This is a genomic window from Providencia sp. PROV040, assembly GCF_032706145.1.
Classification (GTDB): Bacteria; Pseudomonadota; Gammaproteobacteria; order Enterobacterales; family Enterobacteriaceae; genus Providencia; species Providencia hangzhouensis.
On the sequence record NZ_CP120532.1, the window covers coordinates 52,726 to 76,914 of the forward strand.

At 51.0% G+C, this 24,189-nt stretch carries 36 protein-coding genes and 1 other annotated feature; of the genes, 34 read left to right on the top strand and 2 right to left on the bottom strand.

Going from position 1 to position 24,189, the window contains the following annotated elements; translation table 11 throughout:
- Positions 1-3 precede the first annotated feature (3 nt).
- The 11 genes from P3L40_RS24305 (at position 4) to P3L40_RS24355 (ending at position 6,684) form a co-directional block, all read left to right on the top strand.
- Positions 4-1,800 carry a VWA domain-containing protein gene (locus tag P3L40_RS24305; protein ID WP_096043118.1) on the top strand — a complete coding sequence of 599 codons (1,797 nt, stop codon included), beginning with the start codon at positions 4-6 and terminating at the stop codon, positions 1,798-1,800.
- A 61-nt stretch (positions 1,801-1,861) separates the two neighbouring features.
- Entirely contained in the window at positions 1,862-2,197 is a 336-nt protein-coding gene (locus P3L40_RS24310) for a hypothetical protein (RefSeq protein WP_001071288.1), read from the top strand.
- 264 nt (positions 2,198-2,461) lie between these two features.
- On the top strand, positions 2,462-3,001 hold the full coding sequence (locus P3L40_RS24315; RefSeq protein ID WP_000018872.1) for a hypothetical protein: 540 nt from the start codon (positions 2,462-2,464) through the stop codon (positions 2,999-3,001).
- Between the two features lie 90 nt (positions 3,002-3,091).
- A complete protein-coding gene (locus tag P3L40_RS24320) occupies positions 3,092-3,592 on the top strand; it encodes a hypothetical protein (protein ID WP_000793769.1) in 501 nt (166 codons plus the stop codon).
- A 73-nt stretch (positions 3,593-3,665) separates the two neighbouring features.
- A complete protein-coding gene (locus P3L40_RS24325; protein ID WP_000477209.1) occupies positions 3,666-4,550 on the top strand; it encodes a hypothetical protein in 885 nt (294 codons plus the stop codon).
- A gap of 65 nt (positions 4,551-4,615) precedes the next feature.
- Positions 4,616-4,840, top strand: a complete 225-nt coding sequence (gene yfaE / locus P3L40_RS24330; RefSeq protein ID WP_001102700.1) for a class I ribonucleotide reductase maintenance protein YfaE — start codon at positions 4,616-4,618, stop codon at positions 4,838-4,840.
- 61 nt (positions 4,841-4,901) lie between these two features.
- Positions 4,902-5,291 (top strand): hypothetical protein, encoded by a 390-nt coding sequence (locus P3L40_RS24335; RefSeq protein WP_000026577.1) that lies wholly within the window; start codon positions 4,902-4,904, stop codon positions 5,289-5,291.
- Positions 5,281-5,733 carry a hypothetical protein gene (locus P3L40_RS24340; RefSeq protein ID WP_001176699.1) on the top strand — a complete coding sequence of 151 codons (453 nt, stop codon included), beginning with the start codon at positions 5,281-5,283 and terminating at the stop codon, positions 5,731-5,733. The genes P3L40_RS24335 and P3L40_RS24340 overlap by 11 nt, the downstream gene beginning before the upstream one ends.
- Before the next feature lie 4 nt (positions 5,734-5,737).
- Positions 5,738-6,013 carry a hypothetical protein gene (locus P3L40_RS24345; protein ID WP_000340223.1) on the top strand — a complete coding sequence of 92 codons (276 nt, stop codon included), beginning with the start codon at positions 5,738-5,740 and terminating at the stop codon, positions 6,011-6,013.
- 57 nt (positions 6,014-6,070) lie between these two features.
- Positions 6,071-6,262 carry a hypothetical protein gene (locus tag P3L40_RS24350; RefSeq protein WP_000651508.1) on the top strand — a complete coding sequence of 64 codons (192 nt, stop codon included), beginning with the start codon at positions 6,071-6,073 and terminating at the stop codon, positions 6,260-6,262.
- A gap of 68 nt (positions 6,263-6,330) precedes the next feature.
- Entirely contained in the window at positions 6,331-6,684 is a 354-nt protein-coding gene (locus P3L40_RS24355) for a hypothetical protein (RefSeq protein WP_000994741.1), read from the top strand.
- On the opposite strand, the gene P3L40_RS24360 is transcribed toward P3L40_RS24355, so the two are convergent.
- Positions 6,681-6,863: a hypothetical protein gene (locus tag P3L40_RS24360; RefSeq protein WP_000498033.1), complete on the bottom strand. Its 183-nt coding sequence runs from the start codon at positions 6,861-6,863 to the stop codon at positions 6,681-6,683. The genes P3L40_RS24355 and P3L40_RS24360 overlap by 4 nt on opposite strands.
- A gap of 12 nt (positions 6,864-6,875) precedes the next feature.
- On the opposite strand from P3L40_RS24360, the gene P3L40_RS24365 reads away from it, so the two are divergent.
- The 8 genes from P3L40_RS24365 (at position 6,876) to P3L40_RS24400 (ending at position 12,355) form a co-directional block, all read left to right on the top strand.
- On the top strand, positions 6,876-7,220 hold the full coding sequence (locus P3L40_RS24365; RefSeq protein WP_000209093.1) for a hypothetical protein: 345 nt from the start codon (positions 6,876-6,878) through the stop codon (positions 7,218-7,220).
- A 77-nt stretch (positions 7,221-7,297) separates the two neighbouring features.
- On the top strand, positions 7,298-7,600 hold the full coding sequence (locus P3L40_RS24370) for a hypothetical protein (protein ID WP_000410925.1): 303 nt from the start codon (positions 7,298-7,300) through the stop codon (positions 7,598-7,600).
- A gap of 77 nt (positions 7,601-7,677) precedes the next feature.
- Complete coding sequence (locus P3L40_RS24375) at positions 7,678-8,376, top strand: DNA cytosine methyltransferase (RefSeq protein ID WP_232527258.1); 699 nt, start codon at positions 7,678-7,680, stop codon at positions 8,374-8,376.
- Between the two features lie 51 nt (positions 8,377-8,427).
- Positions 8,428-9,641 (top strand): IS3 family transposase gene (locus P3L40_RS24380; RefSeq protein WP_169782987.1). Its coding sequence is split into 2 segments (ribosomal slippage): positions 8,428-8,716 and positions 8,716-9,641, totalling 1,215 coding nucleotides; the frame shifts between segments, so codons are not numbered across the junction.
- Positions 8,709-8,825 (top strand) — a sequence feature (AL1L pseudoknot). (Overlaps the previous gene by 117 nt.)
- Before the next feature lie 42 nt (positions 9,642-9,683).
- Entirely contained in the window at positions 9,684-10,616 is a 933-nt protein-coding gene (locus tag P3L40_RS24385) for a DNA cytosine methyltransferase (RefSeq protein WP_232527257.1), read from the top strand.
- 60 nt (positions 10,617-10,676) lie between these two features.
- Positions 10,677-11,108, top strand: coding sequence for a hypothetical protein (locus tag P3L40_RS24390; RefSeq protein ID WP_000687894.1), 432 nt, complete (start codon positions 10,677-10,679; stop codon positions 11,106-11,108).
- A 73-nt stretch (positions 11,109-11,181) separates the two neighbouring features.
- Positions 11,182-11,736, top strand: coding sequence for a hypothetical protein (locus P3L40_RS24395; RefSeq protein WP_001093868.1), 555 nt, complete (start codon positions 11,182-11,184; stop codon positions 11,734-11,736).
- Between the two features lie 232 nt (positions 11,737-11,968).
- The gene (locus tag P3L40_RS24400) at positions 11,969-12,355 is read left to right on the top strand and encodes a hypothetical protein (protein WP_000042274.1); all 387 of its coding nucleotides are present in this window, start codon (positions 11,969-11,971) and stop codon (positions 12,353-12,355) included.
- Between the two features lie 21 nt (positions 12,356-12,376).
- Here the strand turns inward: P3L40_RS24400 and P3L40_RS24405 are convergent.
- Positions 12,377-13,524, bottom strand: a protein-coding gene (locus P3L40_RS24405; protein ID WP_096043117.1) for an IS3 family transposase whose coding sequence is annotated in 2 segments (ribosomal slippage) — positions 12,377-13,287 and positions 13,287-13,524 — 1,149 coding nt in all. Because the reading frame shifts where the segments join, the coding sequence is not laid out codon by codon here.
- 150 nt (positions 13,525-13,674) lie between these two features.
- On the opposite strand from P3L40_RS24405, the gene P3L40_RS24410 reads away from it, so the two are divergent.
- The 15 genes from P3L40_RS24410 to P3L40_RS24480 all read left to right on the top strand — a co-directional run bounded on the left by P3L40_RS24410 (position 13,675) and on the right by P3L40_RS24480 (position 24,047).
- Entirely contained in the window at positions 13,675-16,128 is a 2,454-nt protein-coding gene (locus P3L40_RS24410) for a phosphoadenosine phosphosulfate reductase (protein ID WP_001187970.1), read from the top strand.
- A 201-nt stretch (positions 16,129-16,329) separates the two neighbouring features.
- A complete protein-coding gene (locus P3L40_RS24415; protein ID WP_000050848.1) occupies positions 16,330-16,533 on the top strand; it encodes a hypothetical protein in 204 nt (67 codons plus the stop codon).
- A gap of 71 nt (positions 16,534-16,604) precedes the next feature.
- The gene (gene yfbR / locus P3L40_RS24420) at positions 16,605-17,210 is read left to right on the top strand and encodes a 5'-deoxynucleotidase (protein ID WP_000071870.1); all 606 of its coding nucleotides are present in this window, start codon (positions 16,605-16,607) and stop codon (positions 17,208-17,210) included.
- Positions 17,203-17,472 carry a hypothetical protein gene (locus P3L40_RS24425; protein WP_000184110.1) on the top strand — a complete coding sequence of 90 codons (270 nt, stop codon included), beginning with the start codon at positions 17,203-17,205 and terminating at the stop codon, positions 17,470-17,472. The genes yfbR and P3L40_RS24425 overlap by 8 nt, the downstream gene beginning before the upstream one ends.
- Before the next feature lie 13 nt (positions 17,473-17,485).
- Positions 17,486-17,704 (top strand): hypothetical protein, encoded by a 219-nt coding sequence (locus P3L40_RS24430; protein WP_000260293.1) that lies wholly within the window; start codon positions 17,486-17,488, stop codon positions 17,702-17,704.
- Between the two features lie 73 nt (positions 17,705-17,777).
- Positions 17,778-18,335 (top strand): pyruvate dehydrogenase, encoded by a 558-nt coding sequence (locus P3L40_RS24435; protein ID WP_000064431.1) that lies wholly within the window; start codon positions 17,778-17,780, stop codon positions 18,333-18,335.
- 74 nt (positions 18,336-18,409) lie between these two features.
- Positions 18,410-19,261 carry a hypothetical protein gene (locus tag P3L40_RS24440; protein WP_000595210.1) on the top strand — a complete coding sequence of 284 codons (852 nt, stop codon included), beginning with the start codon at positions 18,410-18,412 and terminating at the stop codon, positions 19,259-19,261.
- Positions 19,262-19,465: 204 nt separating this feature from the next.
- Entirely contained in the window at positions 19,466-19,612 is a 147-nt protein-coding gene (locus P3L40_RS24445; RefSeq protein ID WP_001032042.1) for a hypothetical protein, read from the top strand.
- A gap of 106 nt (positions 19,613-19,718) precedes the next feature.
- Positions 19,719-20,105, top strand: a complete 387-nt coding sequence (locus P3L40_RS24450; RefSeq protein WP_001077335.1) for a hypothetical protein — start codon at positions 19,719-19,721, stop codon at positions 20,103-20,105.
- 177 nt (positions 20,106-20,282) lie between these two features.
- Entirely contained in the window at positions 20,283-22,010 is a 1,728-nt protein-coding gene (locus tag P3L40_RS24455; protein ID WP_000122923.1) for a toprim domain-containing protein, read from the top strand.
- Positions 21,997-22,275 carry a hypothetical protein gene (locus P3L40_RS24460; protein ID WP_000268337.1) on the top strand — a complete coding sequence of 93 codons (279 nt, stop codon included), beginning with the start codon at positions 21,997-21,999 and terminating at the stop codon, positions 22,273-22,275. Before P3L40_RS24455 ends, P3L40_RS24460 begins: the two co-directional genes overlap by 14 nt.
- A gap of 72 nt (positions 22,276-22,347) precedes the next feature.
- Positions 22,348-22,587 carry a permease gene (locus P3L40_RS24465; protein ID WP_000714162.1) on the top strand — a complete coding sequence of 80 codons (240 nt, stop codon included), beginning with the start codon at positions 22,348-22,350 and terminating at the stop codon, positions 22,585-22,587.
- 9 nt (positions 22,588-22,596) lie between these two features.
- The gene (locus P3L40_RS24470) at positions 22,597-22,713 is read left to right on the top strand and encodes a hypothetical protein (RefSeq protein ID WP_000338626.1); all 117 of its coding nucleotides are present in this window, start codon (positions 22,597-22,599) and stop codon (positions 22,711-22,713) included.
- A gap of 120 nt (positions 22,714-22,833) precedes the next feature.
- Positions 22,834-23,208, top strand: a complete 375-nt coding sequence (locus P3L40_RS24475) for a hypothetical protein (RefSeq protein ID WP_000868821.1) — start codon at positions 22,834-22,836, stop codon at positions 23,206-23,208.
- A gap of 113 nt (positions 23,209-23,321) precedes the next feature.
- The gene (locus tag P3L40_RS24480; RefSeq protein WP_000988732.1) at positions 23,322-24,047 is read left to right on the top strand and encodes a hypothetical protein; all 726 of its coding nucleotides are present in this window, start codon (positions 23,322-23,324) and stop codon (positions 24,045-24,047) included.
- The last annotated feature ends 142 nt before the right edge of the window (positions 24,048-24,189 follow it).

The window sequence follows — 24,189 nt, forward strand, 5'->3', positions numbered from 1 at the left end:
GATATGTCCAAAAAACGCACCATTTACAGCGCTCTACCAATCGTGGCCGCAGCCTATGGTGAAAAACTCGGTGTCAAAGTCGCCATCGGTAACGATGACGCATACACCGATGGTAAGACCATCGTGGTTCCGAATATCCCCGACGACTATCCTCACATGGATGCTGTCTGGGGGTATTTGGCCCATGAAGCAGCCCATGTCCGGTTTACGGACTTTGGTGTTGAGCGCCGCAGAGGTCTTCATGCTGAGTTGTCCAACGTTTTGGAGGACTGCCGCATAGAACGGGCCATGATGGAACTCTTCCCCGGTACGTCGCAGACCCTGAATGAGGTTGCTCGCTATATGGCTCAAGCTGGTCATTACGAGCACGTCACAGACAAAGAGGCCCCTGCCTCCATTCTGACAGGGTTTTGTTTGTACTGGTTGCAAACCAAGGCTGTAGGGCAATCCGTCCTTCAACCCTATCTCGATTCGGCTACCCCCGTATTCGAGCGCGTGTTCCCTCAGGGTGTTGTTGTTCGGCTGAACGCTTTACTGCGTAAGGCTGTGAACACTAAGTCAACCGCAGAGGTGACATCCTTGGCCGACCAAATCATCAAGATGATCGAGGAGGAAAAGGAGAAAGAAGAGCAAAAGCCCCTGAATGGTCAGGATGGTAACAACCAGCAGAATGCTGGTGGCAACCAACCTCAGAACAGTCAGGGCGGAAGTGGTAACGATCAAAACCAAGGGCCTGATGCCAATAGTGGTGATCAGCAAGGTAAAGACCAGAAGCAAGACGATGCTAACGGGAAATCTGATCCGAAAGGACAGGGCGACCAAGGCAAGTCGGATACTGATGGTGGCAGCAAGGCAGGACAAAGCCAGGCTGGTGGCAATTCTGACGCGGCGAAACAAGACGCGGCCAAAATGCTCCAGCAGGTTCTGAATGCCGGTGCCGGTGATTTGCGTGGTGACGCGCATGATGCACTTAAAGCCGAGCTCAACCGGGTGGCTCAAGATAAGGGGGACAGTAGCTATATGACTGTTCGCTCTGCTGTGAACACCCAGGACAACCCTGCTGTTGGCAAAAGCCTGGTAGGGGATGTGAAGAGCACCACTTCAAAGATAAGAACGCAGCTCTACGGATTGGTCCAGGCCAGCCAGCGAGTTGCTCACCGTAACCAACGATCAGGGAAGCGTGTGGATGCTCGGAAACTACATCGTGTAGTGACGGGTGATACCCGCGTATTCCTCAAGCCGGAAGCCAAGAAACGCCCTAATACGGCGGTTCACATCCTGGTTGATATGAGCTCCTCGATGGCCTACAAGGCCGCCAATGGAAAGGAGCGTCAAGACATTGCGCGGGAAGCGTCCTTGGCTATTTCGATGGCTCTGGAAGCAATACCCGGCGTAAACCCGGCAGTCACCTTTTTTGGTGGCAACCGGAACCAGCCAGTGTTCAGTGTCGTGAAGCATGGAGATACGGTTCAGAATCGGGCCGGTCGGTTTGGGTTCAAAGCAACTGGCGGTACGCCTATGGCGGAAGCTATGTGGTATGCAGCTTTTGAACTCACCAAGACCCGTGAAGAGCGAAAAATGTTGATCGTAGTGACTGACGGGCAGCCTCAAAGCGCCCCGGCATGTCGCTCAGTGATTGACCTCTGTGAACGAAGCGATGTTGAGGTGATCGGCATAGGGGTAGAGACTACCGCAGTGTCAGGACTGTTCCAAAAGAACATTGTCATTGATGATGCGGCAGCTCTGCAACGCACACTGTTTAAGTTGATGGAGCGGTCATTGACTGCTTTTGCAGCTTAACAGGAAGTGAAACGACAAACGGCTATCCCTTCGGGGGTGGCCGTTTTTATTTGGAGAGTCTATGAACCAATTCCATTCATCTTTGGATTTGTATCATCGGAACAAAGGTAGAAGGGCTACAGTGCCGGAGACGCCTTTTTTACTGCTTGCTAAGCGCATTCCTCCGATGTACTGGAGACTGTTCCAGGGTGTTACTTTGGATAGTCGTATGGGATACACAGGCAGGCGGCAGTTCCACAGTCTTGGGCAAGCAATCGACTGGGCAAAGTCATCAGTTGGCGATTCCTGGTCAAATAAGCGCTTTCACAAGCCGGTAGGCCTCGATGTATTGCTGGCCTGTACTGCGAGTAAGGTGCCTGAACATCTGGTCGAAGAACTGAAAAGACGGGGCAGTTGATGCGTCTTTGAGCTTTGCACCCGAAAAGGGCAGTTTGAGCGTTCCTGTTCACACAGCTCTCGTGGAACAATCAAAGTGAGGAGGGAATACCCTCCCACTTTCTCAGAGGCCTTCATTGAGGGTTGCTGAGAAAGTGAATTTTGTCCTCTCTGAGGGCGAAACGTGCGATAGCTGGTCGCCAAAAACAAACAGCATTCAACCTCAGCCTAAGGGCGCACTGCGCCTGACAGGCTCTGTGTGCCCAAGTTACTTTAAGGAGCACACATGTCTCATCTGAACAATCTCAAATCCGTAATGATCTCTCTCGCCGCCGAACATAAGCTGCCTGAAATCTACCAGGATGACATCACTACCGATGTGGAGTCTCTGGATCGATTCGATGGTTTACGTCTGGTCTGGCTGTTGCGGTCTTGCGGCAGCGTATTGGTGCCAGCGGAAGTTGGCGTTAATCCGATCTATATCACCCATTGGTTGTGGTCTAACCACGGTCAACAGGTGGTTCCATTCTCTGTGGATACCCGCACGGGGTTGATTGAAAAAATCGACTTCGAGCAAGCTGAAAAGCTGATCATGCAGATGCCTTGCAACCTCTCTTCATTGCAGAACAAGGAATACTTGGTTGACCAGGTAAACCGAGTGTTGCAACGAGGTTGTGAAATGCGTATCTGGGGTATCTTCGAGTCTCCAAGCTCGGTGGAATCCGTTGGTGGTTGGAAAGAGTGGCAGAGCTATTTCAGCTCTACTGGGAATCGACTGATGGCCGATTTCGTTGGTAAAGCCATTCGATTCACCAACCCTCGATAAATCGCCGTTCAACCATTAACCCTAATTAACCCTATGGGGCTCCGATAGCCCTGAGGGGACGGGGCTCCGCAATCGCAATAAGGAGTCCCTATGAAAAACCTATCAGCTTTGGAAGCAGTTCTTGACTACGACAAACCTTCTCGACGTTTTCTTGATGAGCTCAACGAAAACCAGATGAAGGATTTGTCCGGGGAAATCTTCGCCAAGCTCTACTGGAGCAAGCGTAATCCCCAGTGGTACGAGAAAGACACCAATCGGCTGTTTGCACGACTTCGTTGGGTTCAGCGCATCATCAAGAAGCGCTTGAAAACCGGCAAGGTTAAACCTGAACTGACAGAAAATGGTTCAGTGATGGAGCGCTTCAACTTCCCTTATGGTGACACTCTCGATTTCTTCCATCGGTACTTGCGACATCCCAAATGGGAGGTTGTGTATCAAGAATCGGGGTGCAGTGCCTTTTGGAAAAATGAAGCAACGCTTGAGCTATGCACCTACTGCGAAGGTGATGTGGTCATGATGAAGGCTCCTGATGAAGCAACCTTCTTTCGTGATTGCAATCGCCTTAGCTGGTGGTATGCAGATAACGCTTGATCTTAATCCCTAACCAGGGGCGAACCGGCCCCTGATGGGAGCATGGTGCGCCCCATCTATGATGGAGGACGCCATGTTCAAATCATCAGTATGCTCCTACGAAAACAGGGGGCCTTACGGAAACAACAAGTACCGAGGCAACTGCTCGGGCTTTATCGTTAAAGACTTCATTGAGTCTTACATGAGAAAGCCGAACGGGCTGGTGGCAGACCCAAGTGTTGGGGGTGGCTCTAGCATCGACGTTGCCAATGAACTTGGTGTCCGTTTCAAAGGGACAGACTTGCATCAGGGGTTCAACCTGTTGCGGGATGACTTCCTTTCGTTCCTCGGAGAGCCTGCACACCTGATCTGGTGGCACCCTCCTTACTGGGACATGATCCAGTATTCAGGTAAGCAGTGGGGCGAGCCCAACAAATGGGATATGAGCCGCATGAATTTGCCTGAGTTCGTTGAAGCCCTTGAGCTGGCCGTTATGAATATTCATGACGCCTGTGAGCGAGGAGGGCATTACGGAATCCTCATGGGAAACCTGAGGCGCGATGGGGATTATTTCAACCTGTCCAGCCTTGTGGAACGTATCGCACCTGGGAAGCTGGTGGATGAGATCATCAAAACACAGCACAACTGTGTGAGTGACCGAACTCAGTATTCCGGGAAGCTGGTGCGTATCGCCCATGAAAAGCTGTTGGTGTTTCGTCGTAACGACGTTGCCTCATCGCTCTGTCTTCTTGCTGCCGTACACCGTCGAGCAACCAATATGGTTTCGACTACGTGGAAAGCTGCAATACGCCGAACCCTACAGGGGAAAACGTTGAAGCTGGAGCAGATTTACAAAGAGATTGAACCCTACGCAAAGCATCGAGAGAACAACCACTGGCAAGCAAAGGTCAGGCAAGTTCTTCAAGATGCCAGGTTCTTTATTCGCATCGAGGTAGGTGTCTATGCACTTGCTGAGTAGCCCAACCGGGGCGTGACATCCCGGAGGGGATTGGTCGCGCTCATCAACAACAAAGGAGCGTGACCATGAACGTACAACTTCAAGCCAGCAACAATGTGCTGTTGGCGCAAATCGAAAGCAAAGGCCTCACTGTTGAAACGCATTGTCGCAGTGGCTTTTGTGGCATGTGCCGGGTTCGTCTACTCGAAGGTCAAGTGGCCTATGACGAGACGCCCATCGCATTTGTCAAAGAAGGGGAAGTGTTGGTTTGCTGCGCTAAAGCAAAAACCGATGTGACCTTGGAAATTTAACCCATCCGGAGGAGCCTTTCCTGCGGGTGGGGCTCCTCTATCCATTACGAGGAGAAACACTATGTCTATCAATACCAAAGTTGAACAAATCGCATACGGTCATGCTACCGCTCTAGTGCTCAGTGAACTGGGCCAACAAGAGAATTGGTGCAAGGCTTATGAGTATTTGTCTGAGTGTGTCGAACGGGGAGACGAGCCTGAGGATCTGGTCGTTTGGCAACCGTTTGAGCACTGGGAATGGAAAGACATTCTGGAGCAAATCGAGAGCGAAGCCGAGTCTCTGCTTTCGACTATTAAGTCCGTTTTAGGCTTGGCCCACAAAGGCATCATTCAGTCAGCAATTGACTGCTCTCTGGATTCGGACATGACCCAGCTTGACCTGATTGGAATGGTCGAGCTCGGAAGTGAAATCGAAGATGGGGAGTGTGCTGGAGGTGGCTATGCAGCTTAACCGATACACGGCCAGGGAGTCTGACAAAAGTCGGATACTTCGGACCATCGGCTGGTGCAAGCGCAATCACCTTACACTTGCCGGTCTTCCATACGAGGACAATCTTGCAGGAAGTGACGGGATCAGCATAGAGATCATCACTCCTCCTGGTATGTCGCGGGAAATGTTGGAGCAAGCCGTCAGAGAGGGGTATTCAGAGCGAGATGTCGTAAGGCATCGCATTCTGGAGTGCCCTGTCGGTTGGTTCATGGAAGCTGATGGCAAGGCATTTGATCATGAAGTGTTCCACGATTACGTGGTGGCTCATGGTTATGGCGAACCTTCCAGCGAAGCCTATGAGCTGGCGGAGCGGTGGTTCTGGCAGGGCAACGATTATGCGTTGATAGCTGCGGAAATAGTTGCTCGTGATCTTTGTGTTCGTGATGACGAAGATGAGGACTGATCCTATGGATGCTGTAGCGCATATAGCAGCAGATAACCTTGTACCGGCATGTGGAGGTGCAGAGAAGCCGTTTACCGTTAGTGGTAGACAGTGGCTTTACTGCTATCACCCAGCCAGTGGGAGGCACTGCTACTTAGACCTCGATAATGACCGTCCAGTCTGGCATCGAGGATTTCATCCTGCTTTTCATCCTGAGCTTGAGTTCGCTGATGAAGCTGAGTTGCTTCGACCAGTTGAGCGAAAGCCTGACCATGAAGAGCTGGAGGATTTTTACTTTTAACCCACGGGGCCGCTCTTCCTGATGGGAGACGGTCCTCCATTCTCAAAGGAGAAGACCATGAAAGATCACAGTCAAACGATTGTGTTCCCTGGGAACAATGTTGAATCACTTGCTGAGGCTAACGCCATGTTGAGCGCTGTGTCGGAAGATGCACGTAAAGCCAGCAATACGGAAGACAAACGTGACCTTGAATCGCTTCAAGGCTGGCTGGAAGAGAACATCAATTCTCAACTGGCAGGCGTGAAGTAACTATGACTGTAACCCCACTGGGGGCTTCATGCCCCTGTGGGGGCATGGTGCCCGTAAAAGGAGTCACCATGAATGCAGTGAAGATGATCCAGAAGGAAAACCAGCTTGAGCTGCCGCTTTTCTTCCTGGATGAAGAGCCGAAGACCGCAGAAGTCATTCCATTTGAGCCAAAGCCTGAATGGACTGATGATGAGGTAAGGCAGTTACGTGATGGGCTTTTATGGCATAGCCTTAGAGTCCTTGCTGATGGTCGAGCTGGAAGTGAAATCAAGCAGGAAACGATGGCTTGGGTGATGTCCGATGAGGTACATCCATTCTCATTTGTGGTCTGCTGCGATGAAGCAGGTTACGATCCATCTGGAGTAAGGGAAGGCGTGAAGTCTATCCTAAACCGCTTAGCGCGGGTTAAAGCGGGGGGTTAACCCCCTGCTTTCCCAGTGGCATCGACTTTCACATGTGAAAGTTTGTGCCCCTCGGAAAGCAAGATTTTGCTCTCTGTCGAGAGTGAATAGTGAGGTAGCTGGCCTCCCCAAACAAACAGCATTCTACATAACCCTTGGGGGATCACTGCCCCTCGGGCTGGTGGTTCCCTGACAAACATGGAGCCACAACTATGACTACTCTTGCCAGCTTTGCGAATCCGATTTCTGTTATTCAACGCTCACCAACCAGTGGGGTGTTTGGCACAAATCAGTTCGTAGGAGACAAAGAGGGATTTGTACAAAAGGTGCTCGGAAAGTGGTACTGCAATCCAGGGAATACCATTCCCGTTGAGAGCATGTCCCACCTTGAGCAGGCGGAGAAACTGTATGACTTCTATGTCAAGTATCTCCAAGTGAAAGAAAAGATCTCTGTGAACCTTGGCCGGGTGCTGCATAAGCTGTACAGCACTGGTTCTATCAAGGAAGCAGAGATCGTGCTTGAAGCAATAAAGGCTCAGGCTGGCGTAACAGCTTGAGCAATCTACTAACCCTAAACCGGGTGCATCCGCCCGGTTCGGGACGTGGTGCGCCCCCAAACTATTTGGAGTGCATCATGGAAAAACATAACCTCAAATCCGGATTCAGCATCTATTTCGCTGACGTCCATTTCGAGAAACAAGTCTACGCATTCGGCTCAGGACTTGGCTTCACCTCTGTGATTTACGCCTACTCGCTGGGCCGAGATCCGGAAGAAGCTGAGAAGCTGGCGCTTGAAAAGTACGACTCTGACGAAACGAAGGTGAAGAAGGTGCATGTCAATCTGGCTCGCAGCCAGGACATCAACCGCTACACCTTCCCTGAACAAATGGCTGGCTTTGCTAATGCCATTCAGTCTCACGGCATCGCTGTGAACTGAGAACCACTTTAAACCCATCGGGGCCATTACTTCCCGATTGGGACGGTAGTGGCCTCTCAACCGAAAGGAGAGAGCTCATGGCTACTATCGTAAACACCAAGTTAGGAGAACATCGAGGCAAGAAGCGCGTCTGGCTGGAAGGCCAAAAGCTACTGCGTGAAGGTTACTATCCTGGCATGAAGTATGATCTGGAGCTGAAAGATTCCCAGGTTGTGCTTCGCGTCAAAGAGGAGGGTAAGTTCACCATCAGTAAGCGCGAGCGCAATGGCCGGGTGTCTCCAATCATCGATCTGACCGTGCAGGAGCTTGCTACCGTTTTTGACGGTGTAGAGATGCTCCGCGTGTTCATCCGTAACGGCGCAATTGTGATCTCTGCTCACCATCAACAAGAGCGAGTGATCGAGCGCGTCAACCGGCTTATCAGTAAGCTGGAGAATGGAGAATCGCTTTCGGTATGCAGCCTCTTTCATGGGGGTGGTGTGCTTGATAAAGCGATTCACGCCGGTTTTCACAAGGCGGGAATTGCCAGTGCCATATCTGTGGCCGTGGAGATGGAAGGGAAATATCTCGATTCGTCTTTGGCAAATAACCCGGAGCTTTGGAACGAAGATTCTATTGTTATCGAATCGCCAATCCAGGCTGTGAATCTCAGCAAACGCCCACCACAGGTGGATGTTTTGATGGGGGGCATACCGTGTACCGGCGCGTCAAAGTCAGGTCGCAGTAAGAACAAGTTGGAGTTTGCCGAATCGCATGAGGCGGCAGGTGCCATGTGAACCGCCCCGGGAATCCTGGAGACTAAACTCCCTGAGAAAGAGGTAAACAGGATGACTAAAAATACTCGTTTTTCCCCCGAAGTCCGTCAGAGGGCGATTCGTATGGTTCTGGAAAGTCAGGGCGAATATGACTCACAGTGGGCGGCAATTTGTTCCATTGCCCCAAAGATTGGCTGTACACCGGAGACTCTGCGTGTCTGGGTACGCCAGCATGAGCGGGATACCGGAGGCGGTGATGGCGGGCTCACCACCGCTGAACGTCAGCGTCTGAAAGAGCTGGAACGTGAAAATCGTGAACTGCGCCGCAGTAACGATATCCTTCGCCAGGCTTCCGCTTATTTTGCGAAGGCGGAGTTCGACCGCCTCTGGAAAAAATGATGCCACTGCTGGATAAGCTGCGTGAGCAGTACGGGGTCGGACCGCTATGCAGCGAACTGCATATTGCCCCGTCAACGTATTACCACTGTCAGCAACAGCGACATCATCCGGATAAACGCAGTGCCCGTGCGCAGCGCGATGACTGGCTGAAGAAAGAGATACAGCGCGTATACGATGAAAATCATCAGGTGTACGGTGTGCGTAAAGTCTGGCGTCAGTTGTTACGGGAAGGTATCAGAGTGGCCAGATGCACTGTGGCACGTCTCATGGCGGTTATGGGACTTGCCGGTGTTCTCCGGGGTAAAAAGGTCCGTACGACCATCAGCCGGAAAGCCGTTGCCGCAGGCGACCGCGTAAACCGTCAGTTCGTGGCAGAACGACCTGACCAGCTGTGGGTGGCTGATTTTACTTACGTCAGCACATGGCGGGGCTTCGTCTATGTGGCGTTCATCATTGATGTGTTTGCCGGATACATCGTGGGGTGGCGGGTCTCATCGTCTATGGAAACGACATTCGTGCTGGATGCTCTGGAGCAGGCGTTATGGGCCCGTCAACCGTCCGGCACAGTCCATCACAGTGATAAAGGTTCTCAGTATGTATCGCTGGCCTACACACAGCGGCTTAAGGAAGCCGGATTACTGGCATCAACAGGAAGTACTGGTGACTCGTATGACAACGCGATGGCGGAGAGCATCAATGGCCTTTACAAAGCGGAGGTAATACACCGTAAGAGCTGGAAAAACCGGACAGAAGTGGAGCTGGCCACACTCACGTGGGTGGACTGGTATAACAATCGACGATTGCTGGAAAGGCTGGGCCATATCCCACCGGCAGAAGCAGAAAAAGCTTATTATGCTTCCATCGGAAACGATGATCTGGCAGCCTGAGTTCACAGATAAAACACTCTCCAGGAAACCCGGGGCGGTTCAATGTTCTTCAACTTCCTGCAATTCGTAGAAGCGCTAAACCCAGCCGTTGTGCTGATTGAGAACGTGCCTGAGTACCAGAACACCGCTTCGATGGAAGTGATTCGTTCGGTGCTCTCTTCGTTGGGTTACTCCCTACAAGAGCGCATTCTCGACGGCAATGAGTTTGGGGTTATTGAGCGCCGCAAGCGTCTTTGTGTTGTTGCGCTTTCCCACGGGATCGACGGGTTTGAACTTGAGAAGGTTCAGCCTGTTCGCACCAAGGAAAGTCGCATACAGGACATCCTGGAGCCAGTTCCGCTCGATTCTGAACGTTGGAAGTCATTTGACTATCTGGCTGAGAAGGAGTTGAGAGACAAAGCTGCTGGCAAGGGGTTCTCTCGCCAGCTTCTGACTGGCGACGATGAGTTTTGCGGCACCATAGGTAAGGACTATGCAAAATGCAGAAGTACCGAACCTTTCATTGTTCATCCAGAACAGCCGGAGTTGTCTCGCATCTTTACACCGACAGAACATTGTCGAGTGAAAGGGATACCAGAGGAACTCATCCAAGGTCTGTCGGACACTATTGCCCACCAGATTCTCGGGCAATCGGTAGTCTTTCCCGCGTTCGAGGCTTTAGCCCTCGCATTAGGGAACAGCCTGTGGAGCTGGGTTGGAATGATGCCAATCATGGTCGAAGTCGTGGATGAATCACAGCCGGTGATCGGTGGTGAAGACTTCCATTGGGCAACGGCATTGGTTGACGCAAAGGGCACTCTCAAGCTGTCACCGGCAGCGAAAAAACAGGGGATGCCCTTCAACATTATGGATGGTCAATTGGCTGTCTATTCACCTAACGGAACTAAAAAGAGCTGCGGCCATGAGCCTTGCGAATATCTCCCGGTAATGATGTCCGGAGACGCAATCATGGTCACTTCATCTTTGGTTCATTAGTAACTCACCGGGGCAATGCCGAAAGGCCTTTGCTCCGGCCTATCCGAAAGGAGAGTAATCATGAAAATCGAAACTGTTGTGCCTTTACCTCCCGAGGATTCAGGCCTTCAACACTGCATTGCCAGGTTCCATAACCGCAACATGGATTCCAAGCGAAAAGACAAGACCCGTTTTTTCAGGAGGGAGCCGGTTATGATCGTAAACCCAGAGACCAAAGCAAAGGTTCTCCGGTATGCGATGGGCAACCCTGGGAATTTATCCATCACAAAGCTGGCGGTCGCGCTGGATTACGATGCGGTAGATGCTCTGGGTGTTCGTTTTAAAGACACTGTAAATCTTGAGGTTCGCAGAGCCAGGCGCTGGGAAGTCTGGCAGTGGTTCTGGAACCATCCGGATCAAAGTGTCCAACTGTCAATCAAATTGGGCGTGGTTGGCGCTGTGTTGGGAGTCATGGGCTTCCTGACTGGCGTAGCTCCGTACCTCTTGGGATAAACCAATAAAGCCGTTAACGGGCAATGTAAGTCCGGAGACGGCTTGCATTGCTCTCTCGAAAGTGGAGAGTCAAATGAACACATTAGAACAACTTGTAAATCAGAGAGTGCTTGAGGAAGGTCTGAAAAAGGCGAAGCCATTGGCCGCGCAAATGGGGCTTGAATCTGTACCTGATGAGATGCTTGAAATGATCTGCCCAAACTTGAACTACTCTGGGCAGTTTACGCCAGCTCTGTACGCGAGATTTCAAAGCGTAAAGCGATTACTGAAAGAGTTGTCGGAACAAACCTCACCTAAGCACGGGCATATTGTGAAGTTTACCAACCAATATGGGAGCTACGATGAGTCAGCTTTGCTGTTCAAAGAAGGCGACGTCAGAAACCAGAACTTGGTTGCTTGTGTGGGCGGGAAGACGCTAAATCTCGGAGAGCTAGAGCTTCGAGATTATGGGCTCAATATGCACATCGGTTGCGGTGGACCATTTGAGCCGATCTCAGAAGCGCAGATTCAGTCCTTGTCTGAGTTTGACTTCTATGAGACGACCTACAGATTCTGGGGCCAGAATCCATGTGGAAACGGGATGATAGACATCACCGTCCCTATGAAACGTTGGTTCTTGACTGTGTAGCTTCAACCTGAGTGCGCCGAGAAATCGGCGTACCGGCCCCTTAAAAAGGGTAATCAGCGCAGGGGGAAACCCCGCGCTTTCCCAAGCATCTCGGTTTCCCAGGGTGCTTCGGAAAGTGCCTTAGGCGCTCAAGTGCGGTAGCTGGCTGCCAAAAACAAACAGCAAATTATCAACCCTGACGGGAGCACCTCCTGTTAGGGGGGCTCCGTCATAAACTGAACGGAGATATAGCATGTCTAAAAACGTCAACGATGTTTTTTCAAACCGAACTTCTTTGGAATGTACTGTAAATGCAGCGCTGGATCGTCGTATCGGTCTGCGTGTCGGGTTCCCTCATTACAGAGAAGGAGCAAACGGTGTGGTTTGTGAGATCGAAGCAGAGTACCCATTGCTCAACACTCATTCGAGTGTTGCATGGCCCCTGCTCGATGAACTCAACAGTTACACCATCCAAAAAAACCAATCGCTCATTGATCACATTGATAATGCGGTCGCTGAACTGTTGAAACACAAGGCTCGTCTACAGCTTGATATTCAAAAGCTGCAAGACGGTGACATTGATCTGGTGAAACAGGCCAAGCAGCAATACGAAGACAACCAGATGTCGAGTAGCAGCTAGTTCTGAATCGCCACGGATAATCTAGACACTTCCGAGCCGTTGATAATACTGGTTTTCATATTCTGTCGGTGACATCTGATCGCTAGAACCATGCCGACGCTTACTGTTATAAAACATTTCGATGTAATCAAAAATATCGCTGCGGGCTTCTTCCCGCGTTCCGTAGAGCTTTTTCTTTATCCGTTCGCGTTTCAACAACTGGAAAAAGCTTTCTGCAACCGCATTATCATGGCAGTTACCGCGACGGCTCATGCTGCCCTCCAGGCCGTGTGATTTCAGGAACGACTGCCACTCATGGCTTGTGTATTGACTGCCCTGATCCGAATGAACCAGCACCTGTTTTTGGGGATTACGCCGCCATACAGCCATCAGCAGTGCGTTCAGGACAATGTCCTTTGTCATCCGGGATTGCATGGACCAGCCGATAATTTTGCGTGAGAACAGATCAACAACCACGGCAAGATACAGCCAGCCTTCGTGGGTCCTGATGTAGGTTATGTCCGTTACCCAACGCTCATCCGGAGCATCCGGATTGAACTGTCGCTGGAGCCTGTTGGGCGACACGATACTGGCTTCGCCTTTACGTGCTCGCGGGCTCCGGTATCCAACCTGAGCCTTTATCCCGACACGTTTCATCAGTCGCCAGACTCTGTTCACTCCGCACTGTTGCCCGCTGTCCCGCAGATCCAGATGGATTTTGCGATAACCATAGATGCATCCCGATTCCAGCCAGAACTGTTTAATCTGTCCTGTAAGTCTTAGGTCTGCCTGATGGCGTTGTGAATGCGGCTGCTGAAGCCAGGCGTAAAAACCACTGGGATGAACATCCAGCACCCGACAGAGCAGGCGAACAGGCCAGCAACAGGTGTTGTCACGGATAAAGGCGTACCTCAGTCGGACAGCTTTGCGAAGTACGCCGCGGCTTTTTTTAATATGTCCCGTTCGTCGGTAACCCGCTTCAGCTCTTTCTGGAGACGGCGGATCTCGGCCTGAGCATCTGACTGTTCTTTATTAGTGGAAGAATCCGGACCGTACTTCTTTATCCAGGCGTAAAGGCTGTGGGTGGTGATATCGAGACGTGTTGCAACGCTGGCAACAGAATAACCGCGATCAACAACCTGTTTGACTGCTTCAATTTTAAACTCTTCGGGATAACGCTTACCGCTCATGGGCACCTCTCTTTAAGCCATCTTAAATGACTCTGAGGTGTCTGTTAAACCCGTGGCGATTCATTCAGGTCTGATAGCCAGGATTCAATTTTAACCCTACCGGGGTGCTTTCCCGGAAGGGATGGGCACCCTGCTAATCCAGGAGGCCCTATGCAACAAACATTAAACTTTGATCTATCAGAACAACCCATCCCAGTGCTTTTGCGTGGGGATAAGTGGGATTCTGTTTGGTCAGAACTGACTGATAACGAGGATTTGAACTTCGTTGATGCCAGTAGAGGAACCAGTCTGTCATCGTTGATCACGTCATCGGTTGAGTCCATTCACACGGCCTTAATTGATGGGTGGACCATGATGATCGGCTATTCCAGTGGTAAAGATTCTGAAACGGTCTTGCACCTGTTCCTGATGGCCCTGATCCGGGCTGTAAGGAGTGGGGCGACCATCAGCCAGCACCACTTCATCTTGCACACTGACACACTGATCGAAAGCCCAGAGGTAAGGTGGCTGGCGGATCAGAAACTGGCCGAGCTGGAGCGTTTCATTGCGAAGGAAAACCTTCCTCTGACCATCGTTCTAGCAAAGCCTGGGATCTCGCAGAGTTGGACGGGCCGAATCCTTACTGGGAGGGGGTTGCCTACGTTTTCCAACTCCACGGCCCGCCAGTGTAGCCAGGATTTAAAAATCACCTCTGCCAAAAGAGCGAAGGCAGCTTATATGCGAGAGCTTCCCAAAGAGGTTCGACAGAAAGTCTGCCTTTTGCTGGGCAGTCGTGATGCTGAAAGCACTATTCGTGCGGCCAACATTGCAAAACAGCGAGGAAGCTCAGATCGCGTCATTAAGACGAAAGATGGGGGTGAGCTGTATGTGGTGAAAAACTGGTTGGCGAGTGATGTCTGGGAGTTCTTACTATCCGCTGGCATGGGCTCAGCATATCCTCTGCCAAGTTACTTGGAGAGCAATGTCACTACGGCAGAGCTTTACAAGGCGGCAACAGGGGAGTGCGTGTGGTCGGCAACAGAGAAGAAGGCCAGTGACGCCTGTGGCGCTCGCTTCGGTTGCTGGGCTTGCCAGGCTGTTGGGTTGGATAAGTCAATGGAGACGTTGCTTGCCACGGACCCTGAAAGGCATGGCTATATGTCGGGGCTGAACCGCATCCAGCGCTACTTGGCAAAACGCCGGTACGCATGGGAAGACCGCCATCCCGTAGGTCGAACGATTTACGAGGGCGGATACATCAAAATACAGCCGGACGTTTACAGTCCTGTTTTCCTAGAACGATTGCTTCATGTCTGTTGCAGCATGGACTACATGGAGCAAAAGAGAGCTGATGAGCTGGCATACAAGCTGGCTACTGGTCAAGCAGAGGATAACGACTGGAACCGTCGAATGGCAGAGCCACAATTCCGGATCATATCGGAAGAGGCTTTAGTCCATATCGACTTCATGTGGGCCTTCCATCATTTCAATGATAAGCCTTTCCATGCCCTGGAGATTTACCACAGGGTTTGGTCGATGGGTGATCTGGACTTGCTGGAAGACGAGCCGCAGTGTGAAACCGTTCCTCAGTCACCAATTCCGAAGCCATTGTGGTTGAAGGTTGGTCGCTGGGGCGATGGTTCGCTTTCTGATGGCTTGGCCGATCCGTTAGCGGAAATGGCTTACTTTGACGGCGGGGATGACCCGTTGGCAGCGCAAGTGATCAATACCGCAGACGGAAAGAGAAGGGTGGTTTGCTTCGCAGAAGATGATGAAGTGAAAGTCGATCCCGACTCCGCTGCGTTCATCATCTGGAACGAATACCCGCGACTAAGGGAGTCTGTACTAAAGGGACATTATACGCCCGGTAGTGCAGCGCAGTTCTACCTTCGGTTCGGAGCAATCCAGCTTGCGAAAGGAAAAGGCGCTTTGTATCACCGTATGATGCAAAGAGGTCAAACCTACCACCAGATGGGCCTTACAGGGCTACAGACGATGGAAGGAATCCAACAGCGCAAGGATGTCAAAGTGCTTAGCGATGCTAAGTACAAAGATCTGGTGAAGCGAAAAATCAAGGGAAGACTGGCAACGGTACGCTGGTGGGTCAACTTGCACTTAACGTTCAAGTACCATCTGCACCACCGTACTCCGACGGGGTTGTTCATCGAGAAGCAACTTGACCAGGAAGCAATGGAAGAACAGAAACGGCATCAGGAGCGATGGTTTAACTACGTGACTGACGCGATGCTTTGTTACTCCAGCGCATTCTGTATGAGCGTCATGGAAGGGCGAGAGGGGAGCGGAAACGCCAACATTCGTCGTTACATGGCCGCGACCAGAAGGAAGGCTTATACGGCCCTCTGCGAGCTCTTGGACAATACTGACGCCCAGTGGGTGAATGATGTGGTCCAGAGTGCCGTAGGGCAGTATGAGGCGATACAGGCAGCCCTAACCGAAGGTTCCGCGCTTGCTATCTATCTCGACTGGATCAACCTACTGTCAAAACGCCATCCAGCCTCTTTGGAGCGACATGTCAGAACGATGATCAAGGCGGTTCAACGCTTACATCGCCGCGACGACACAGAGTTGCAAAGAGGACAGCAAGGCTTGTCCTTGGCCGCATAAAAAGCCCTCCTTCGGGAGGGCTTTTTCTTTTGCACCCCAAAAGGGCAATTACAGCGTTTTACCCTTTTAGGTGGCTGTCATACTCTTTGTTCATTGTCAGCGCTTGCTGGCTATAACGGTAGCTGGCCCAAAACAGCAATAACCTAACCCCTCGGGAGGAAACCCCTCCTGGGTTCTCTCCCACAAACAAAGGAGAGAAGCATGAGCCTAGACAAGTTAAGTCGGCTGGTGGACCAACAACGAAAGACCCAGGATGAAATCGACAATGAAATCATTCTGGCCGTCAAAGAGGTGTTGGCTACAAACTCAGTCGGTTTAGCCCGTGAGCTTGTTGGGGGTGTCCCGCAAGATCATCCATTCCATCCGTTTTTACTCGCTATAGCTAAGCAGCTTGACCCGAGATAACTAAGTAACCCAACCGGGTACACCAAGGCCCGGTCGGCTTTGGTGTACCTCCAACCAATTTTGGAGGCACTATGTCTAATTCAAATTTCGGCTTTCTAGCTCTGGCCTTGCGCCAACGCCTGATCAAACGCTGGTCACTGATGCACTCTGTTCAACCGGAGTCTGTGTTGGAACACAGCGCTGTTGTTACCCTGCTTTCCTACCTGGCTGGCAATATTGCCATTCAGCAAGGGAAGTCGGTGGATCTGGCAGTCATGCTTGCTCATGCTTCGTTGCATGATGCAGCCGAGGTTCTCTGTTCGGATGTTGTAACACCGGTCAAGAAAGCAAACGCTGTTTTGCAGCGTGAGTTTGAACGACTGGAAAAGGCCGCAGAGGACAAACTCATCCAGACTCTTCCCGAAGAACTCCAGGATGCAGTCGCCATAGCCTTCGCTCCCGGTGGCTATGAACAATCACTGGTTAAGGCCTGTGATACCTACTCCGCTTACATCAAGTGCAAACTTGAGGTGGCCGCAGGTAATGGCCTTGAGTTCCAGGATGCTCTCAGCAAAATGGAACGTGTTGTTGCTCAGGTGAAATCGGACTTCCCGGAAATCGACGCTCTGGACAAATGGTTTGGTAACGGACTCGGCCATTCAGTAGATAAACTGCTGGCAGGGGGTAACGATGACTAATCCAATCCCTGGCGACATCAAGATTAAGGACTTTGGCCGCGACCGGAAATTCCGTTCGGTTGATGAGCTTCAAAGCACTTTGTCAGAACAGTACAAAGGTCAGCATGTCAGCATCGTTTACCCTGCAAAGCCCAGCGGTTTACTCCGCACGGTTTTTGTCAGTGTCGATGATGCTGGTGGCGTGAATCGAACCTATGGGGACCAGTCTCCTGTCGATTTTTCTGCCATCAAAGATGACCTGTATGTACCAAGTGACCTGTAGGAGAGCACTAGCTATGGTGGTGATCATCGTAAACACAGGACACTATGAGTTTATCGGCCTTGGTGAGACCCACGGACAAGCCACAGAAGGGCTTTTGAAACGCTGGGACGAACACTGCGAACGTAATCCGGATGCTGAGTCTGGTTACATGCAGGAGCTGATAGAAGAAGGAAGCGCACAAGTTGTCGAGATGGAGCCCGGCTCCGCCGTAATTTACGGACTTGACGGCTAAGCCTTCTCAACTAACCCACTCGGGCGCATCATCCCGAGAGGGTGTGGTGCGTCCTAACCAAAAGGAATGCACTATGTCTAACTTTGAACAAGCTCTGGAGCGTACTGACGGTAAAACACTGATTCTCAGCAATGGGAGTAAGTGGGCAGGCCAAGACCCGGACAGCATTCAGACTTTACTGGATGTCCTGGGTGACAACGTTCTTGACCCGATGTTTGAGCAGTATCACTGTTATCGCCCATACCCGTTTGAACCAATGGTGAGGACGGGGCGAAATGGCGAAATGTTCCAGCCTTGGCTTGGGGCAGCCTGCTTCTTTGGGAACTTCCTGACCGTCTCTCATGTTTTCAACATCATCACGAAAGATGACGGTGTTGTTGAGGCCTTAACAGAGGCGATCCGGAAGAATATGGCGACTGAACAGTACCAGCAGAATGCCTATGAGCGTTATGCCGGTTGGTTCTACGCTGAAACCAGCGAAGGGTTAAGGCTAGTCTCTCCAAGTGAGGCTGCCGACATCCGAGCTGGCGCAGTTTCAAAGCTGCGTTACCCAAGAAACTTCGAGGTTATGAAAACTGCGGTTCTCAAAGGTCCTCGATTTGATACTGAATTAAACCGCAAGGCTTCTTAACCCAAACATTAACCCCACGGGGGACATCGGTCCCTGAGGGGATGGTGTCTCCCTCTGAAATTAAGGAGATACCAATGATTAAACAGCATTTTCAAAACGAACTGGTTAAGTGTGGATACCCGGATGATCTGACGATTGAGTACAGTCTCGGATACTGCCAGGGGGATGGCGTAGCCTTCTACGGGGATTTGAGCGTTGATGACGTCAAAGCTCTCATGAATCGCCTATTCAGCACTGAGCCCGGCCAAGTGGATGCTGTCAGCCGCGTGAAGAACCTGATGGCACAGAAAGACATTGAGAATATGCTTTCTGTCCTCCGCGAATATGGTTCCTGTGACCTGTCCATTACTCGGAATAGTCACGGGCATCACTACAGCCATTGGAACTGCATGAACATCGACGACAACGTGGACTTCACAGGGATCTTCCCTGATGATGATTCCATGATTGGCACCGGCATTGAAGGGATTAACCAGGATATGGTCGAGCGCTGGCAAGACCTCTGGGAACGCTTTGTGCTGGAGCTGGCGGATGATGTAAAAAGTCTTTCCAAGAAGCTCGAAGCGGACGGGTACTCGCTGATCGAGGCCTCTCCATGCGAAGATGAAGTGGTTTGGGAACGGGCCACTGAAAACTACCTGGTGCGTGTTACTGAACTCCCTGAGCGGGATTTCGATATGGGCCACTGGGATGACGAAGTAAGAGACCAAACAATTTGTTCTATCCTGGAAGGGAAAGAGCGAGTGCTTGGCCTACGTGTTGAGGTACTCTCTCGTGAAAACGAGATTGTCCTGGGTGAAGAGAGTCTGCACGGCTTGACCGTTGCCAGTGATGACAAGAGCTACGCTGGCTACAGACGAGAACTTCTCCGGGGCGCTATCCAGCAAACCAGGGACTTTTTCTCTCGCCACCTCAAAGCGGCATAACAAGGCAGGGGGAAACCCCTGCTTTACTTCCCAAGTCTTCTTACTCATGGTTAAGCCATCAGTAAGCAGATTTTGTCCTCCCTGAGGGCGAAAGCGTGCGATAGCTGGTCGCCAAAAACAAACAGCAAATTAACGTTAATTTATTAATCCCTGCGGGAGTCTATCTCCTGCTGGAGATACCTCCCGTTATTTCTGGAGGTATCCATGAACAAATTCCAAGACTTTAAGTTGGTTTATCGTCAAGGTGGTCGTCGCTTAGAGCGTGTCTTTAAGGACACTCTTTACGCGAATGTGAAGCGTGTCGCTGACTCGTTTCCTCCGACCGTTCTTTGGCGCATTCAGCCAGCGTAAAACTCGGAACCTTAAAGCTCGGCTTTGGCCGTGACCTTTCAATAACCCATGCGGGTACACTTCCCCGCACGGGGTAGGTGTACCCATTAACTTTGGAGTACACCTTATGAACCAAGTAGCTAAATTGGACCTCGCCCAAATCCGTCAACAAGCCATCAATGATGGTCTGCTGGTGGACCAATCTTCCATCGGTAAACAAGCTGGTTTCCTGACCAATGTGGCAGTGACCCCGGCAATTGTCGATGGAGTATTTGGTGCAGATGGTAAGCACTCGGTAGAAGACTTCCTTTTCATGTTTTTGCAGCTTTGTGTTGCTCAAACAAAGGTCGCTTTTACCGACAACAAGAATTGGGGAAAGATTCGTCTTTATTACCCCATGCCCACTGTAGATGGCTTTTTCAAACCCACTGAGGTTGTGATTAAGTCAGATCCTGTAACCGCAGATGTCACAATCATGATGGCCTCGGAAGATGGCACTCATTTGTGCTTGTGATATTCACAAAATTCGCCTCCGTTTCGGGGGCGACCTTTTTAAACCCCTCGCCGGGGAGTTCTCCCCGGCTGGGGAGCCTCCTTGGCACATTCTCCCGGTGTCGGGGTTTCCTTAAAACCCTGGCGACGGGGGTTTAAGGAAGCCTCGATGCTGGGGTTCACGCTAAGGAGAAAACCTATGTCTTACTACAAAGCTGACACCGTTCGTGAAGCTGCAAACGGAAACTGGCTATTCATCCTGGCGGCCCTAGCGCCCCATCTTGAACCAGCTCTCCGTAAACCTGGTCGTCATGTTTCTTGTCCTATCCACGGCGGGAAAGATGGCTTCCGACTGTTCAAGGATGCCCACCTGACTGGTGGCGGCGTATGCAATACATGCGGTGCCAATCATGATGGTTTTGAGCTGCTGATGTGGCTCAATAACTGGGACTTTAAACAGTGCCTGAGCGAGGTTGGTGATTATCTGGGCGTTGAGAAAGAGCAACCCCAGTATCAACAAGCCGCTGCACCGACACGAGCTCCTGTCCAGGCCAAAGCGCCTGTTCAGCAAGAGCCTATGAAGGTGAATAACAAGGTTCTCGATTCCAAGAATCGTAAAAAATCCATTGCCGGTACTCTGATTGCCCACGGTAAAGCTCCTTATGAGCATAACGAAGACAACGAGCTCAGCTACTTTGCCTTCATCCGTGACAAGAGCGGTTTGGAACGCACCATCTGGGGCGTGGATCTTGAAAGAGCCATTGGTGAAAGTGAAGCCAAGTATGGGGATGAGATCGTCATGACAAACCTCGGGCGCGAGCCTGTAACTGTCGTCGTTGAAGTTAAGGACGAGCAGGGGAATGTTGTGAGAGAACAACCTATGCAAACGCATCGCAACACCTGGCTGGTGGAACGTCGCGGCGCTACGGTAACGCAGTTCCGCGCTCGCTCGAACGGTGGTGTTGAGCCGGTGAGTCACCATGTTGAGTCGGCCCCTGTGGTCAACCGCACGGTAGAAGCTCCGGCACCGCAAGTACAACATGCGGCCACACAACCGGAAGAGCAAAGCAGCGAAAACAAGCCGAAAGTTGTTCCGATGTTTCGTGAACAACCTAAGCCTTGGCTGCTTGAGCTCCAAGAAGAAATGGAGAAGAGAATGGAGCGCGAACGCGCTTACAGTGCTCGTCTCCGTGAGAAAATCGAGAAGGTATGGAACGAGTGTTTGCCGTTCTCCAGTCATGTGACTGAGCCAATGCGTCTGTACTTCAAAAACCGCGAGCTTCTGTTCAAGGTTGATGAAGTAGAAAAAACAGACTGTCTGCGGTTCAATCCGGCTATGGCCTACTACGACGAAGATGGCAATGAAGTTGGGAAATTCCCGGCTATCGTCTGCGCTATCCGAGATGTGGAAGGCAACCTGGTAACGCTCCACCGCACCTATCTCACCCAAAACGGTAAAAAAGCCAAGGTCGGCAACGCCAAGAAGATGATGCCCATTCCTGACGGTTTGGATGTCAATGGCGCGGCCATCCGCCTCGGTGAACCGACTGAGGGTATCCTGGGTGTTGCAGAAGGGCTGGAAACAGCCCTGTCAGCTTATCGAGTCACTCAAATCCCGGTTTGGTCAACGGTCAATGCGACCCTGATGGAGTCCTTCGAGGTTCCAGAAGGTGTTCACACCGTACTGATCTGGGCTGACAAAGATAAGTCTGTGACTGGTGAGAAGTCAGCGAACGTGCTGAAAGCCAAGCTGGAGAAGCGCGGCATTCGTGTGTACGTCCTGCTGCCTAAACTCCCGATCCCGCCCAGAGCGAAAGGGATTGACTGGAACGATGTCCTGATGAGTCAGGGAAGCCTCGGTTTCCCGAATGCTCGCTACCTGCGCGATTTCATTGCGAGAAGGAGAGCTGAGTATGGCCGTCATTGATGTCTCGAAGGTTGATACAACGCCTGGTAACGACGCGGTGTGCCCCTTTTCTCCCCCTGAGGGGTGGGAGGGGGACTCTGCGGCCTACGTTGAGCTTATGCGGTCTCGGTATCGTCATCTGATGCACGGCCAGAGAATGATGGTGACAGCCTCCTTCGCAAGAAGGGAGCCTATCCAAGTTACTGGCCCGTTTGCTGATGAAGCGACGAAGATCATTAACTCAATGAAGATGAACAAGGCGAAGCCAACAGCTTTGTCTGCCTAAAACTTTAACCCTGAGGGGGTGTTCATGCCCTCTCGGGCATGATTCGCCTCCTCTTCAACTATGGAGGTAATCATGAAAAAGTTTTTGCGTATTAAGACGTGGTTTGTGCGTCTTTTCTCTCCTGACAAGAAGACTCTGGGAGCTATCGGTGAAGACCTGCGTAAGGTCGCCGTAACAGCCATCGGTGTCGGTATTGTAGGATTGGCTGTATCTGGGGACACTATAACCGTCAAAGAAGCCGGTTTGGTGTTGGTCATTGGGGTTATCCTGTGGATCTATGGTATAATCTTAACCAAGGTCAGCAATTCCTAAGGGGGTCAAATGGACGCTTTCACATTAGGCATGTTGGGGTTGCTCATTTTTTTCACTGTCGTCACTGGCGGCAGTCTGTATCTCTACCATGAGAAACAGAAGGAAAAAAAGCATCACAACGCCTAAAGAGTAACTGCGATAATGAACGTAAAGGCCAGCAATAGCTGGCCTTTTTTTATACTTGCAGTTTGAAGTGTTACATGTCACGATGAAGTTGGTGTGACATGTAACGGTAAAGGTGTTTTTTTGAAAGTATCCAATGAAGATGCTCAGGCTACGGCGATCTATCTCCTCAGAGCTGCTTCGCGCCCAGCTTTCTGGCGTGACGTCCCATTCGATAAGAAACTTGAAGCCGTGGACAGCCTGAACAGCATGGGGCGATCACCATCAGAACTCACTGAATGGATTAATAAATATCTGACAGCAGAGCAAATCAATAAACTCGGGACATCAATTAGGCAACGTCGCAGAAGGGGATATGGTGTTGGTAAAAGCATAACTATAAGCGATAAAGCCCACAGGATTTTGAAGCGGTTGGCAGAAGTCGATGGTTGCAATTTGTCAGAAGTGATAGAGAAACGCCTAGCCCGAGCTTATAAAAATACTTGGGACCACAAATAGAGTGGCACTAGGGGTTGCATTTTTAAAACCCGTGGTAGCATCTAAATGAACCCTAACGAATAGGGGTGCTGGCGGCGATGCCGACCATTATCCCGATAATGGAGAAATAGACCATGATGACACTGACTACTGTCTCGAAGAAAACTTCTAATAATTCAGCCCTTGTATTCTGGCGCGTTGGTACAAAACGGAAAGGCATCCTTGATGTTCGTATTGATTTTGACAACGAGGAGGCAGATCTTTTGGCTGAGCTCGTAGCCATTCGCTATCTGGCGCTGGACAAACAGGTTTTTTGCAGAGAGCCAGGTGCTGGTGCTGGTTACAAGCTGGTGGTATCCAAAGGTGCGATTAAAAAGCTGGCGCTGGGCAAATCCACCAAGGAGTTTGCATTCAAGTTTGCGGCTTGCCTCACTGGACGTTTAAAGGGCGCTACTATTGAAGTTTCGCAGAGCATGGAGTTTATGGATGAGCCGGGTGAGGGCAACGTTGAGCTCCTCGATGTGGACAAGCAAGCCTATACTCAAACCCATGACGAAATCTCTACACCGGCCATTGGTCCCGTCCTTGTTACTCAACATGCCATCGATCAGTATCAGGCCCGGATAACCTCTGGAGACCCTAAAAAACCGTGGGCCTCACTCGTTGGTCGCCTCCAGCATCCAGAGTTACAGGTTCAACCCTTTGACGAGAAAGTGGCTCGCCATAAAGCCAGAAAGTATGGCCGCGTAGATAACGTGGAAGTCTGGGGCCATAGAGATTCCAAGTTCAAGTACCTGATGGTGATCAACGACGACAACCAAAAACGTGTTCTTGTCACAGTGTTTGAGCGAAATGAGTAACCTGCTTCTCATTTGTTCTGAATACACAACCTCTCCAAATCACGTATTCATACCCTAAAAGGGCAAAAACGCAGTCGTTGATAACGACTCTCCCACCTGAAAATAGCTCCAGCATAAAAACTGGAGCTGTAAATGAGATCGA